Origin of the sequence: Kitasatospora sp. SUK 42 (assembly GCF_015776785.2) — a bacterium.
GTDB lineage: Bacteria > Actinomycetota > Actinomycetes > Streptomycetales > Streptomycetaceae > Kitasatospora.
Map to the genome: position 1 here is coordinate 20,639 of NZ_LFMD02000007.1, position 12,839 is coordinate 33,477.

General features: G+C 74.2%; 13 protein-coding genes. 7 read left to right on the top strand and 6 right to left on the bottom strand.

From position 1 onward, the window contains the following. Nucleotides 1-58: 58 nt before the first annotated feature. The 6 genes from RZ50_RS21785 (at nucleotide 59) to RZ50_RS21810 (ending at nucleotide 4,128) form a co-directional block, all read left to right on the top strand. A complete protein-coding gene (locus tag RZ50_RS21785) occupies nucleotides 59-1,249 on the top strand; it encodes a serine hydrolase (RefSeq protein WP_196950345.1) in 1,191 nt (396 codons plus the stop codon). 88 nt (nucleotides 1,250-1,337) lie between these two features. Then, nucleotides 1,338-1,694: a DUF6204 family protein gene (locus RZ50_RS21790; protein ID WP_196950344.1), complete on the top strand. Its 357-nt coding sequence runs from the start codon at nucleotides 1,338-1,340 to the stop codon at nucleotides 1,692-1,694. A gap of 69 nt (nucleotides 1,695-1,763) precedes the next feature. Then, entirely contained in the window at nucleotides 1,764-2,303 is a 540-nt protein-coding gene (locus RZ50_RS21795; RefSeq protein ID WP_196950343.1) for a MarR family winged helix-turn-helix transcriptional regulator, read from the top strand. Between the two features lie 63 nt (nucleotides 2,304-2,366). Then, nucleotides 2,367-3,053, top strand: a complete 687-nt coding sequence (locus tag RZ50_RS21800) for a class I SAM-dependent methyltransferase (protein ID WP_196950342.1) — start codon at nucleotides 2,367-2,369, stop codon at nucleotides 3,051-3,053. Further along, entirely contained in the window at nucleotides 3,050-3,409 is a 360-nt protein-coding gene (locus RZ50_RS21805) for a sulfurtransferase TusA family protein (RefSeq protein ID WP_196950341.1), read from the top strand. The genes RZ50_RS21800 and RZ50_RS21805 overlap by 4 nt, the downstream gene beginning before the upstream one ends. 266 nt (nucleotides 3,410-3,675) lie before the next feature. Beyond that, entirely contained in the window at nucleotides 3,676-4,128 is a 453-nt protein-coding gene (locus RZ50_RS21810) for a hypothetical protein (protein WP_196950340.1), read from the top strand. Here RZ50_RS21810 and RZ50_RS21815 read toward each other — a convergent pair. From RZ50_RS21815 to def, 4 genes are all read right to left on the bottom strand, one after another. Then, nucleotides 4,125-5,105: a MerR family transcriptional regulator gene (locus tag RZ50_RS21815; protein ID WP_196950339.1), complete on the bottom strand. Its 981-nt coding sequence runs from the start codon at nucleotides 5,103-5,105 to the stop codon at nucleotides 4,125-4,127. The two genes, RZ50_RS21810 and RZ50_RS21815, sit on opposite strands and share 4 nt — an antisense overlap. Before the next feature lie 62 nt (nucleotides 5,106-5,167). Next, the gene (locus RZ50_RS21820; protein WP_196950338.1) at nucleotides 5,168-6,601 is read right to left on the bottom strand and encodes an RsmB/NOP family class I SAM-dependent RNA methyltransferase; all 1,434 of its coding nucleotides are present in this window, start codon (nucleotides 6,599-6,601) and stop codon (nucleotides 5,168-5,170) included. 118 nt (nucleotides 6,602-6,719) lie between these two features. Beyond that, complete coding sequence (fmt, locus tag RZ50_RS21825) at nucleotides 6,720-7,679, bottom strand: methionyl-tRNA formyltransferase (RefSeq protein WP_196950337.1); 960 nt, start codon at nucleotides 7,677-7,679, stop codon at nucleotides 6,720-6,722. A 51-nt stretch (nucleotides 7,680-7,730) separates the two neighbouring features. Further along, complete coding sequence (def, locus tag RZ50_RS21830; protein WP_196950336.1) at nucleotides 7,731-8,276, bottom strand: peptide deformylase; 546 nt, start codon at nucleotides 8,274-8,276, stop codon at nucleotides 7,731-7,733. 243 nt (nucleotides 8,277-8,519) lie between these two features. On the opposite strand from def, the gene RZ50_RS29405 reads away from it, so the two are divergent. Next, nucleotides 8,520-9,164, top strand: a complete 645-nt coding sequence (locus tag RZ50_RS29405) for a hypothetical protein (protein WP_254803012.1) — start codon at nucleotides 8,520-8,522, stop codon at nucleotides 9,162-9,164. A 98-nt stretch (nucleotides 9,165-9,262) separates the two neighbouring features. Here the strand turns inward: RZ50_RS29405 and RZ50_RS21840 are convergent, their stop codons facing one another. Both RZ50_RS21840 and metK read right to left on the bottom strand, forming a co-directional pair. Continuing rightward, nucleotides 9,263-11,347, bottom strand: coding sequence for a primosomal protein N' (locus RZ50_RS21840; RefSeq protein ID WP_196950335.1), 2,085 nt, complete (start codon nucleotides 11,345-11,347; stop codon nucleotides 9,263-9,265). 138 nt (nucleotides 11,348-11,485) lie between these two features. Continuing rightward, entirely contained in the window at nucleotides 11,486-12,694 is a 1,209-nt protein-coding gene (metK, locus tag RZ50_RS21845) for a methionine adenosyltransferase (protein ID WP_196950334.1), read from the bottom strand. Between the last annotated feature and the right edge of the window lie 145 nt (nucleotides 12,695-12,839).

Genomic DNA, 12,839 nt, shown 5'->3' on the forward strand with positions numbered 1-12,839 from the left:
ATGGCGGGCCGCTCCGCACCCCGTTCTTCCCGCCCGCCCCGACGACCTCGGAGACCACATGGCCATCGCCAAGCGCACCGCCCTCGCCCTCGCCGGACTGCTCCTCGCCGCCACGCCCGCGCCCGCCCTGGCGGTCGGCCCGAACCCGGCGAACGGCCCTGATCCGGCCGCCCTGAGCGCCGCGATAGCCGCCCACCCAGGGGATCCGGCGGCGGGCGTGGTCGCCCGGGTGACGGTCGACGGCCGGGTCTGGCGCGGGACGGCCGAGGACCCGGTGAGCGGGCGGCCGGTCGCGCCCAACGCCGCCTTCCGGATCGGCAGCATCAACAAGCCCTTCGTCGCCGCCGTGCTGCTCCAGCTCTCCGCCGAGCACCGGATCGACCTGGACGGCGCCGTCCAGCAGTACCTGCCCGACATCTCACTGACCGACGCCTTCCAGCAGGTCACCGTCCGCCAACTCCTCAACCACACCAGCGGACTGCCGCAGGCCGTGGAGGGCCCGGACGTCACCGACGACGACGGCCTGATCGCCCAGCGCTTCGGGCTCGAAACGCTGGAGGAGGTCGCCCAGCGGACGCTGCATCCGGAGGACAACTCCAAGCCGAAACCCACCCCGGCTTTCACTCCCGGCACCCGGCAGCAGTACAACAGCTTCAACTACCGACTGGCGGGCCTGGTCATCGAGCGCGTGACCGGGCACTCGATCAAGGAGGAGGTGACCGCCCGCATCCTGAAGCCGCTCGGCCTGCGGCACACCGAGGTTCCCGAGGGCCGGCCCGAGATGCCCGAGCCACACCTCACCGGCTGGTACCTCAACACCGCCGGCACCCCGACGGACGTCTCCGAGCAGGGCGGCAACCCCGAGTCCATGGTGTCCACCCCCTCCGACGTGGACCGCTTCCTGCGGGCCCTGCTGGACGGTGAACTCCTCGCGCCGCAGCAGCTGCACGACCTGCTCGCCCTGCCACGCGACGCCTCGGGTCAGCTGGTGCCCTACTACGAGGGCGGGGACTGCCTGTTCGGCCCGGACAAGGGCAAGGCCTGCTACAGCGCCGGGCTGATGGCCATCCCGCTCCAGGACGGCACGGTGGTGTGGGGCAAGACCGGGCACGACCTCGGCTACTCGGACGGCGTGTTCGCCACCTCCGACCTGAGCAAGCGCCTGGTCTACTCCGTCGGCACCGGCCCCGGCACCCCCGCCCCGGCGCTCCGCCTCGCCGCCACCGTCTTCGGTCCCTTCGCCCGCTGACCGTGCGCTGCCGGGCCCGCCCCACCGGGCCCGGCAGCACGGAAATCGCATTGGCGGTCCGCCACCTCTCTTGCCTATCGTCTGGAGCATGACCACCCGAACCTTCCGCATCATGGTGCGCGGCGTCTTCGACGGCCTCACCGACGCCCAGCGCGCCGAGCTCCTCGCCGCCGCACCTCAGCACGACGTCCTGCACGCCGCCTTCACCCACGAGGGCCACCTCAGCTACGACCTCAACGCGCGGGCCGCCTTCACCTTCCGCTTCCTCGACCAGGGCGAAGCCGAGGAGGACATCCTGGAGGCCACCGAACGGGCCGAGCAGGCGGCGCAGGCCTGGCTGACCGAACGCGGCTACGGCCACAAGAACTTCCGCTCCCAAGCCGAGGACCTCTCCCAGGCCCCCCTCGGCAAGCGCCAGCGCCGCGCCGCCAACACCACTCACTGACCCACCCCCCTCCGCCACCTCCTTGACGGCTCCGCATCGACATATACTTGAGTAGTCAAGGAGGTGGCAATGACAGACCCCACGACCGACCCGACCACACCGCCCGCCGCAGGACCCGCCCCGCTGGGCACCGACCCGCTGGACACCGACCCGCTGGACACCGCACTGCGCCTGGTCCGCGCCCAGGCCGCCGTCGTCAAGCGCTTCGACGCGAGCCTCAGCGGCCTGCACGGCGTGAGCCTGTCCGACTTCACCCTGCTGCTGCACCTCTCCCAGGCCCCCGGCGGCCGGATGCGCCGGGTCGACCTGGCCGAGGCGCTCGGCCTCACCGCCTCCGGCGTCACCCGCGGCCTCGCCCCGCTGGAGCGGATCGGCCTGGTGAGCCGCGAGGCCGCCGCCCGCGACGCCCGGGTCGCGTACGCCGCCCTCACCCCGACCGGCCGCGAACGCCTCGCCGAGATGCTGTACACCGCCCGCCAGGTCGCCGCCGACCTCTTCGCACCCGACCAGTGGAGCAGCGAGGACGGCACCCGCCTGTCCACCCTCCTCACCCGCCTCGGCGGCACCGCCCCCTCCGTACCGCCCGCCCCACCCCACGTCCTAGGCTGAGTCCGCACCACCCACACCACCAGCACCACCCGCACCACCGGACACCCCGCGAAGGGCAGCCCCATGACCGACACCCCCGGCACGCCGGCCGACCGGGAGCCCGCCCTCGCCGACGACCAACGGGCGCACTGGCAGCGGACCTACCAGGCCCACCCCGGGATGTACGGCGAGCAGCCCTCCACCCCCGCGCGGTACGCCGCCGAGGCCTTCGCCGCCGCCGGCGCCCGCGAGGTGCTCGAACTCGGAGCGGGCCACGGCCGCGACGCCCTGCACCTCGCCCGCGCGGGCTTCACCGTGCTGGCCGCCGACTTCAGCCCGACCGGCCTGGAACAGTTGCGGGCCACCGCCGTCGAGCAGGGCCTGGCCGACCGGATCCGCACCATCGTCCACGACGTCCGCGAACCACTGCCCCTCCCGGACGCCTCCGTCGACGCGGTCTTCGCCCACATGCTGCTCTGCATGGCGCTCTCCACCGGGGAGATCGAGGCACTGGTCGCCGAGGTCCGAAGGGTCCTGCGCCCGGGCGGCACCTTCGTCTACACCGTCCGTCACACCGAAGACGCCCACTACGGCGCGGGCACCGGCCACGGTGACGACATCTGGGAGCACGGCGGCTTCGCCGTCCACTTCTTCCCCCGCGAACTGGTGGACCGGCTCACCGAGGGCTGGCACCTCGTCGACGTCCACCCCTTCGAGGAGGGCGAACTGCCCCGCCGCCTCTGGCGCATCACCCAGGAGACCCCGCGATGACCGAGCGCACCACTCCCGACGCCACTTCCGACGCCACCCCCGACCACACGGCCGCCGACCTCACCGTCGACGGCACCGGCCTGCTCTGCGTCCAGTTGCTGCTCCGTCTGCGCGCCCGGATCGCCCACCTCCCGGCCGGCGCCGTGGTCCACATCCGGACCACCGACCCCGCCGCCCCGCTCGACCTGCCCGCCTGGTGCCACCTGACCGGCCACGCCTACCTCGGCCCGGTGCCGACCCAGGCCGCCGACCACGCGGTGTACGCGCTGCGCCTCACCTCCACCCCGGTCCAGACCCGCGCCGACCGCCCCTGGCACCCGGCCCCCGACAACACCGACAGCACCACCACCGGCTGACCCCACCCGGCTCATCCCTCCCGACCGGTTCGGCGTCCGCCTCGCCCTGGTCCGCGAGGGCGACCACGAGTTCCTCGTCTCCCCCGAGGCCCGCCGCCTGCCCGCCGCCTGCCCGCCGAGCACGACACCACCGCGCTCGACCACCGCCCGCTGCGACGAGCCCGGCGATCCGCTGGACGACCGGCCGCGCCCGAGCCCCACCGGCAGCCCGGTGTGCCACGATGATGGGAACCGAACGGCCGGGCGCCACAGGGAGGTTGACCACCATGGACCCGATCCTCAGCTGCCGTTGGCACGACCAGGACGGCGAGTGGGCACTGACCGTCAGTCACAACAGCGGCAACTGGGAGCTGCTCGCCACCGCACCGCTGTGGTCCGAGTCGCTCCCGTTCGCCGGTCCGGACGAGGTCCGCCGGCTCGCCCAGGCCCTCCTCGACCTGCCCGCCGAGCCCGAACCGTACGAGTTCGAGTGGCAGCTCTCCCGCACCGAGTTCGCGCGCACCGAGAACGAACGGGTCCACTTCGCGACCTTCGCCGTCGGGCTCGACCCCACCGACGGACACCGGCCGTACCTCGCCTACCAGTCCTACTACCACCGGGGCCAGGCCACCGGCCTCGGTCTGGAGGTGATCTGCGAGGACCCTCCGGTCGACCACCTGCGGGCCCAGGCCCACGCCTTCCTCACCAGCTACTCCGGCCCCACCCGCAGTCAGCGCTAGCCCGCCCATGCGAGGGCGCGCACCGCCCAGTCCAGCACCTCCGCCGAACTCCTCGGCGGCGCCCACCCGTTGACCACCGCCAGCAGCTCCAGGTACCGCTCCCGTCGTGGGTCCGCCATCGCCCTCAGCCGTTCCACCAGCCGAGCCCGCAACGAACCATCGACACCATCAACACCGCCGACACCGCCGACACCACCGGCACCCGCGAGCCCCGCGTACCGCTCCAGCAGCACGGCGACCACCCCGGCCGCCTCCGCCGACCCCGGAGCCACCCCCGCCGCGACCGCCGGCCCCGCCAACTCCCCCACCAGCACGGCCAGTCCGGGCCGGGGCACCGAGCCCGGAACACCTTCCGCGACCTCCCCCTCGGTCAGCCCGCGCAGCAGCTCCCGGAACCCCGCGTCACCGGCCAGCCGCGCCAGCTCCACCCACGCCTCGACCTGTCCGGCCGAGGGCTCCTCCGGCAGCTCCGGCGTCAACGACCGGGCCACACCCGCGAATTCACCCCCGACCCGCACCCCGCCGAACACCTCGTCGGGCACCCCGCCGAACACCTCGGTCAGGAACTCCCCGATCAGGCGCTCCCGTTCGCTCTCCGTCAACCGGGCCAGTCGGTGCATTCCCGTCAGCTCCTCTGCGGTCGCCCCGCGCCGGGCCACCGCCCGCAGCACCGACTGCCGCAGCCGCAGCACCCGGATCCGGACCTCGATCGCCTCGGCGTGCGCCGCCGCGACCTCGGGCAGCGTGAGCTCGCGCTCCAGCACCTGCCGGATCGCCGGCAGGCCGAGCCCGAGCTCACGCAGGGTGCGCACCAGATCCAGGCGGACCACGGCGTCCGCGCCGTACCGCCGGTGGCCGGCCGGGTTGCGGTCGGCCGGCGACACGATCCCCTGGTCCGAGTAGAACCGGACGGTCTTCACCGTCAGCCCGGTCCGCCGGGCCAGCTCACCGATCGAGTGGAGCGTGTCGCCGTTCATGGCCACCACCCTGCCGCCTCCCCCTACGGGAGGTGCAAGCTACCGGAGGTCCAAGGGGAGCCTCAGGCCGTCCGCCGCAGCAGCGCCAGGTACATCGCGTCCGTCCCGTGCAGGTGCGGCCACAGCTGCACGTCGGGCCCGTCCCCGAGCGCCGGAACGCCCGGCAGCAGCGGCCGCGCGTCGATCCACTCGACCCGGCCGCCCTCCCCGCGCAGCACGTCGTCGACCACGGCGCGGGTCTCCGCGAGGTGCGGCGAGCAGGTCGCGTAGCCGACGACCCCGCCGACCCGGGTGGCCTCGATGGCCGAGCGCAGCAGGTCCCGCTGCAACGGTCCGAAGGCCGCGACATCGGCGGGCCGGCGACGCCAGCGCGCCTCCGGGCGGCGCCGCAGCGCGCCCAGGCCGGAGCAGGGCACGTCGACCAGCACCCGGTCGAAGCCGCCGGAGCGCCAGGCCGGGCGGGTCCCGTCCGCCGCGATCACCGTGTACGGGCCGGGGTTGCCCTCCAGCGCCCGCGCGACCAGCCGGGCCCGGTGCGGCTGCTTCTCACTCGCGACCAGCGCCGCGCCCCGCTCGGCGGCCAGCGCCCCGAGCAGCGCGGCCTTGCCGCCCGGCCCGGCGCAGCCGTCCAGCCAGAGCCGGTCCGGGCCCTCCACCGGCGCCGCGGCCAGCGCCAGTGCGACCAGCTGGCTGCCCTCGTCCTGCACACCCGCCCGGTTCTCCCGGACGGCGTCCAGCGCGCCCGGGTCGCCGCCCTCGGCGAGCCGCAGCGCGAACGGGGACCAGCGGCCCGGCTGGGCCTCGGGCAGCGCGTCGGACAGCTCACCGACGGTGACCCGGCCCGGGCGGGCGACCAGGGTGACCTCGGGCCGCTCGTTGTCGGCCCGCAGCAGCTCCTCCACCGCGCTGCGCCCGGAGGCGTCCGGCTGCCAGCGGCCGAGCGAGTCCCACAGCGCGGAAACGACCCAGCGCGGGTGCGAGTGCACGACTGCCAGGTGGTCCTCGGCGTCCTGCTCGTACGGCGGGGCGACCTGCTCGATCCAGGTGTCCAGGTCGTGGGCGCTGATCCGGCGCAGCACGGCGTTGACGAACTTGGCCTTGCCGTCGCCGAGCACCACCCGGGCCAGCTCGACGGTCGCCGAGACGGCCGCGTGGCTGGGGATGCGGGTGGTGAGCAGCTGGTGGGCGCCGAGCGAGAGCACGTCCAGCACCGGCGGGTCGACCTTGCTCAGCGGCCGGTCGATGCAGGCCGCGATGATCGCGTCGTAGGTGCCCTGCAGCCGCAGGGTGCCGTAGACGAGTTCGGTGGCGAGGGCCGCGTCGCGGCGGTCCATGCCCTTCTGCTCGGCCTCGCGGAGCAGCGAGGGCAGGATCAGGTTGGCGTACGCGTCGCGCTCGTCGACGGCGCGCAGCGCGCGGAACGCGACGATGCGGGCCGGGTCCTTCTTCGGCCGGCGGTGCGGACGGGGGGCGCGCTTGGCGCTGGGGGTGCTCACAGGTGCCTCAAGGTGCTGCGGTGGTTATCGGTGGATCTCGAACGAACAACAGTCGAATGGAACGGCGATCGAACAACGAAGCGATCGAATAATCGAACAGTAGCGCCTGTCCGGGGCCTCAGCCCTCGGAGCCGCCCGCCTGGGCCCCGAAGCGCTCCCCGGCCTCCAGTCGCGCCCCGCGCGCCCAGTCGGCGGCCCGCATCTCCTTCTTCCCCTGCGGACGCACCTCCCCCAGCTCGATGTCGTGGCTCCCGGTCCCGACCCGCACGCTGTTCTTGCCGGCCATCGCGACCTCGCCCGGCGCCAGCTCGGCGGACTCCGGGAGCAGCCGGACCGGACCGGTGACCTTCAGCCGCTCGCCCCGGAACTCGGTCCAGGCGCCCGGCGCCGGTGCGCAGCCGCGCACCACCCGGTCGATCCGCAGCGCGGGGTGGTTCCAGTCGATGCGCGCGTCCTCGACGGTGATCTTCGGCGCGAGCGTCACGCCCTCGGCCGGCTGCGGCACGGGGTGCAGCGAGCCGTCCTCGATGCCGTCCATGGTGGCGGCGAGCAGCCGCGCGCCCGAGAGCGACAGCCGGGTGAGCAGTTCGCCGCTGGTGTCGGTCGGGCGGATCTCCTCGGTGATCACGCCGTAGACCGGGCCGGAGTCCAGGCCCTGCTCGATCAGGAAGGTGGACGCGCCGGTGACCTCGTCGCCGGACAGCACCGAGTGCTGGACCGGGGCCGCGCCGCGCCAGGAAGGCAGCAGCGAGAAGTGCAGGTTGACCCAGCCGTGCTTGGGGATCTCCAGGGTGCCGGGCCGCAGCAGCGCGCCGTACGCCACCACCGGGCAGCAGTCCGGGGCGAGTTCGGTGAGCCGGGCGACGAACTCCGGGTCGCTGGGCTTCACCGGCTTGAGGACCTCGATCCCGGCCTCCTCGGCGCGCTGGGCGACGGGGCTGGCGACCAGCTTGCGCCCGCGCCCGGCGGGCGCGTCGGGGCGGGTGACCACCGCGACGACCTCGTGCCGGTCGGAGGCGAGCAGCGCGTCCAGGGCGGGAACGGCGACCTCGGGGGTGCCGGCGAAGACGAGACGCATCAAGTGCCTTTCTGCAAACGGAAGTTCAGATATCCGGAGGACCGGGGAGAATCAGCGCGCCGCGCCGAAGGTGCTGTGGGGCGAAACCTTGACCACCGGCGCCGGGCCGTCGCCCCATTCCGCCTCCCGGATCGCCTTCAGCGCGGCCTTGCGCTGCTCGCGGTCGAGCCGGTCGATGAAGATGATGCCGTCCAGGTGGTCGGTCTCGTGCTGGATGCACCGGGCGAGCAGCTGGGTGCCCTCCAGCGTGACCGGGTCGCCGTACATGTTGAAGCCCCTGGCGACCACGCCGTACGCCCGCCGGGTGTCGTAGCGCAGGCCAGGCAGCGAGAGGCAGCCCTCCGGGCCCTCCTGCTCCTCCTCGGTCAGCGACAGGTCGGGGTTGATCAGGTGCCCGGTCACACCGTCCACGTGGTACGTGAACACCCGCAGCGAGACGCCCAGTTGGGGCGCGGCAAGACCGGCGCCGGGCGCGGCGAGCATGGTTTCGGTGAGGTCGCCGACCAGGTTGCGCAGTTCCTTGTCGAAGGTGGTCACCGGCTGGGCGGTGGCCCGCAGGACTGGGTCTCCGAAGAGACGGATCGGCTGGATCGCCACGAGGTACGGGCTCCTGTCCACAAGGGCATCGGGCTACGGGCAACGACGGGTGCACCGCCAGTCTATGCAACCCTCCCGGGCGCCCACGGGCCCCGTCCGAGACCACCGGCGTACCCCGACTGTGCCGAGCGGCGTTACCCCGGCCCCCGCTTCGGCGTTGGTCAAGAGAGATTGACCGGGGCCGGGCGCACGGGACACCGCGCCCCGGCCGAGCTGAACCGTACGGAAGGTGGCACGTAGGCCATGGCCGAGCAGATCAATCACGACGCCCGAGCGCGGGCGAGCCTCCACCTGCTGGTGCGGGACATCGAGCGGGTGCGGCGCCAGGTCGACGCGCTGCGGACGCTCACCGCCCAGCTGGGCAACGTCTACCGGCCGCGCCGCCCCAGCACCTCGGCCGGCTTCGTCGTGTACGGGCGGGCGCCCGCGCCGACCGTGCGGCTGGCGCAGGAGCTGCGGGAGAGCGTGGAGACCCTGGTGGCGGCGGCGGTCGAGTTCGACCGGGCGCTGGGCTTCTCCTGGGACTCGGTCGGCTCCGCCCTCGGGGTCACCAAGCAGGCGGTGCACCGCCGCTACGGCATGCGCCGCCCGACCAGCGAGCTCCTCGCCGCCGGCGGCGCCGTCCCGGGCCAGAGCCGCCCGGACCGCTCCGAGGAACTGCCCGCCGCCACCGAGCGCGGCGGCCTGGCCACCACCGTCCCGGCGGCCCGCCAGGGCGGCCTGGACCGCAGCAGCCTCGACCGCGCGCCGATGGACCGCAGCCCGATCGACCGCACCGCCCTCGACCGCGCCCCGATGGACCGCAGCCCGATCGACCGAGCCCCCCTCGACCGCACCCCTCTCGACCGTCCCCAGACCGACCGCACCGGCATCCCGCTGCGCGGCTGACCGAACCGAACCGACCGAACCGACCGAACCGACCTGACCGGGCCACCCGGGGCGGGGTGGCCCACTCACCCCGCCCCCCAGTCAGCCGATGTCCCCCGTCAGCCGATGTCCATCGGATCCACCCGTACCCGCACCGGCTCCGCCGTCCGCAGCGCGATCCGCGCGATCTGCGCCGCCTTGAGCGCCGCCGCCAGCGCGGCCCCCTGCCCAGGCGGCACCCGCAGCAGGGCGCGCTCCTGCTCCTCCCCCCGCAGGACGGGCACCGGCACCGGCCCGAGCACGTCCGCCCCCTCCGGCAGCCGGATCAGGTTCAGCAGGTCGGCGACCGCCGCCGGGCTCCCGCTCACCGAGGCCATCCGCGACACCGGCGGGAAGTGCAGCTGCGCCCGTTCGTCCCGCTCCAGCCCGGCGTGCCCCAGCGGGTCCCACCGCACCAGCGCCTGCACCGGGCGGGCCGAGGGCTCGGCGACCACGACCACCGTGCCGCCCTCCGTCGAGGGCCGGACCAGCGCGGCGGCCGCCAGCCAGAGCCGCAGCGCCTCCTCCCCGGCCCGCAGGTCCGGTCGGCTGAGCAGCGCCCAGCCGTCCAGCAGCAGCGCGGCCCCGTACCCGGATCCGTCCTCGACCACCGGCTCCGCGCCCGGGGTGGAGATCACCAGCGAGGGCTCGTCCGGCACGGTGGCCAGCACCGCGTCCCGCCCCGAGGTCCGCACCGGGATCCGGGGGAACGCCTTGCCCAGCTCCTCGGCCGTCCGCCGGGCCCCGACCACCTGGGCCCGCAGCCGGAACGAACCGCACTCCGGGCAGTGCCAGTCGTTCTCCGCCTCCCCGCACCAGCCGCAGTGCAGCGCGGCGTCCGCCGAGGGCGCCTCCAGCGGCCCCTCGCAGCGCCGGCACCGCGCCGGGGTGCGGCAGCGCCCGCAGGCCAGCCTGGGCACGTAGCCCCGCCGGGGCACCTGGATGAGCACCGGGTGCCCCGCCGCCAGCGACTCCCGGGCGGCCTCCCAGGCCACCGAGGGCAGCCGGGCGGCCTGTGCGGCGGCGTCCCGGTGCTGGTCCTGGTCGGTGACGGTCCGCACCCTCGGCGCGACCTGCCGCACCGTCTCCCGGTCCGCGACCAGCGGCCGCGCCCAGCCGGTGCTGACCAGCTGCGCGCCCTCCACCGTCACCGCGTGCCCTCCGAGCAGTACGGCCGCGCCCTCCTCGGCGGCGCGCAGCAGGGCGACCTCGCGCACGTGCGGGTGCGGGGCGCGCGGATCGCTGTGGCTGCCGTCGCCGTCCGACCAGACCACGACCAGCCCGAGGTCGCGCACCGGCGCGAACATGGTGGCCCTGGTGCCGATCGCGGCGTGCACCGAGCCGCGGCTGACCGCCAGCCACCGCCGGTAGCGCTCGCGCGGGCCCAGCTCGGCCTCCAGCGCCATGTGCATCCCCGGCCCGAGTAGTTCGGTGAGCGCCTGGTCCACCCGGGCCACCGACCGCCGGTCCGGCAGCACGACCAGGGCGCCGCGCCCGCCGGCGAGCGTGGCCGCCACCGCCCGGGCGATCTCGTACGGCCAGCCGGGCCCGGGCAGGGCCGTCCACACCGCGCGCGGCGAGCCGCCCGCGGTCAGCGAGGCGAGGAAGTCGGGCCCGGCCGGGTAGCGCTGCCAGCCGCCGGGTGCGGGGGGCTGCGGGCGCGGCAGCGGCGGCGGCGAGGGCTCGGCCTCGGCCTTGGCGTGCCGGGGCGGGACGGCCAGCTGCAGCACGTCGGCCAGCGTCCCGGCGTACCGGTCGGCGACGGTGCGGCAGAGCCGCAGCAGCTGCGGGGAGAGCACCGGCTCGGGCGAGAGCACCTGGGCGAGCGGGGCGAGCGGGCCGGGGAAGTCGCTCTTCTCCAGCCGGGCGACGATGAACCCGTCGTGCAGTTCCCCGCCCTCGCGCTGGCCCTTCACCACCCGCGCCCCGAAGCGCACCCGCACGCGGGCGCCCGGACGGGCCTCCTCGGCCATGGCGGCCGGCACCTCGTAGTCGAAGAACTTGTCGATGGTGAGCACGCCCTTGTCCACCACGACCCTGGCCACCGGCAGGTGCTCGGCCCGCTTGGCCCCGCGCCACGTCCGCGGCTTGGCGCGCTTGACCGTCTCCCGGATGAACGCCAGCTGCTCCGGCTCGACGGCCCCGTTCTCCCCTGTGCTGCTCATCGCTCCCAACTACTACCAGGTCACACCGACAATCCGGGCACGCGGCGGTGCCCGCCCCCGGAACGGAACCGGAACCGGGCACGCAGCGGCGCCCGTCCCCGGAACCGGGGACGGGCGCCGCAACGAGGAGCCGGGACGTCAGTCCTGAACGGCGGCCTTCAGCTGCTCCACCCGGTCGGTGCGCTCCCAGGTGAAGTCCGGCAGCTCCCGGCCGAAGTGGCCGTACGCCGCCGTCTGCGAGTAGATCGGGCGCAGCAGGTCGAGGTCGCGGATGATCGCGGCCGGACGCAGGTCGAAGACCTCGGAGACGGCCTTCTGGATGGTCAGCACCGGCACGGTCTCGGTGCCGAAGGTCTCCACGAACAGGCCGACCGGCTCGGCCTTGCCGATCGCGTACGCGACCTGCACCTCGGCGCGGCGGGCGAGCCCGGCGGCGACGATGTTCTTGGCGACCCAGCGCATCGCGTACGCGGCCGAGCGGTCCACCTTGGACGGGTCCTTGCCCGAGAAGGCGCCGCCACCGTGGCGGGCCATGCCGCCGTAGGTGTCGATGATGATCTTGCGGCCGGTGAGGCCGGCGTCGCCCATCGGGCCGCCGATCTCGAAGCGGCCGGTCGGGTTGACCAGCAGGCGGTAGCCGTCGGTGACCAGCTTGATGCCCTGGTCGGCCAGCGCCTTCAGCTCCGGCTCGACCACGAACTCGCGGATGTCCGGGGTGAGCAGCGACTCCAGGTCGATGTCACTGGCGTGCTGGGTGGAGACGACCACGGTGTCGAGGCGGACGGCCTTGTCGCCGTCGTACTCGATGGTGACCTGGGTCTTGCCGTCGGGGCGCAGGTACGGGATGGTCCCGTTCTTGCGGACCTCGGTCAGCCGGCGGGAGAGGCGGTGCGCCAGGGTGATCGGCAGCGGCATGAGCTCGGGCGTCTCGTCGGACGCGTAGCCGAACATCAGGCCCTGGTCACCGGCGCCCTGCTTGTCGAGATCGTCCTCGTCGCCCTCGACCCGGGCCTCGTACGCGGTGTCGACACCCTGCGCGATGTCGGGCGACTGGCTGCCGATGGACACCGAGACGCCGCAGGAGGCGCCGTCGAAGCCCTTCTTGGAGCTGTCGTAGCCGATCTCCAGGATCTTGTCCCGGACGAGCTGGGCGATCGGCGCGTACGCCTTGGTGGTCACCTCGCCGGCCACGTGCACCTGGCCGGTGGTGATGAGCGTCTCCACGGCGACCCGGGACGTCGGGTCCTCACGCAGGAGAGCGTCAAGGATGGTGTCGCTGATCTGGTCAGCGATCTTGTCGGGGTGTCCCTCGGTCACGGACTCCGAGGTGAACAGGCGGCGAGACACAGCGCTCCCTGGGGTTGCAGCGGCTGCTGACTGAAGGCCCCCGGCGAACCGGGGGCGCTCCGGAAAGACTTGATTCCTGGAGTGTAACGGTCTGGTTCCGTCGAACGTCACCCGCTTCCGGAAATCAAGACCGCTGTCGACCAGG

Excerpts from the sequence above, each read along its gene's own strand:
- RZ50_RS21785 (WP_196950345.1), top strand. The coding sequence starts at position 59 with ATGGCCATCGCCAAGCGCACCGCCCTCGCCCTCGCCGGACTGCTCCTC.
- RZ50_RS21790 (WP_196950344.1), top strand. The coding sequence starts at position 1,338 with ATGACCACCCGAACCTTCCGCATCATGGTGCGCGGCGTCTTCGACGGC.
- RZ50_RS21795 (WP_196950343.1), top strand. The coding sequence starts at position 1,764 with ATGACAGACCCCACGACCGACCCGACCACACCGCCCGCCGCAGGACCC.
- RZ50_RS21800 (WP_196950342.1), top strand. The coding sequence starts at position 2,367 with ATGACCGACACCCCCGGCACGCCGGCCGACCGGGAGCCCGCCCTCGCC.
- RZ50_RS21805 (WP_196950341.1), top strand. The coding sequence starts at position 3,050 with ATGACCGAGCGCACCACTCCCGACGCCACTTCCGACGCCACCCCCGAC.
- RZ50_RS21810 (WP_196950340.1), top strand. The coding sequence starts at position 3,676 with ATGGACCCGATCCTCAGCTGCCGTTGGCACGACCAGGACGGCGAGTGG.
- RZ50_RS21815 (WP_196950339.1), bottom strand. The coding sequence starts at position 5,105 with ATGAACGGCGACACGCTCCACTCGATCGGTGAGCTGGCCCGGCGGACC.
- fmt (WP_196950337.1), bottom strand. The coding sequence starts at position 7,679 with ATGCGTCTCGTCTTCGCCGGCACCCCCGAGGTCGCCGTTCCCGCCCTG.
- RZ50_RS29405 (WP_254803012.1), top strand. The coding sequence starts at position 8,520 with ATGGCCGAGCAGATCAATCACGACGCCCGAGCGCGGGCGAGCCTCCAC.
- RZ50_RS21840 (WP_196950335.1), bottom strand. The coding sequence starts at position 11,347 with ATGAGCAGCACAGGGGAGAACGGGGCCGTCGAGCCGGAGCAGCTGGCG.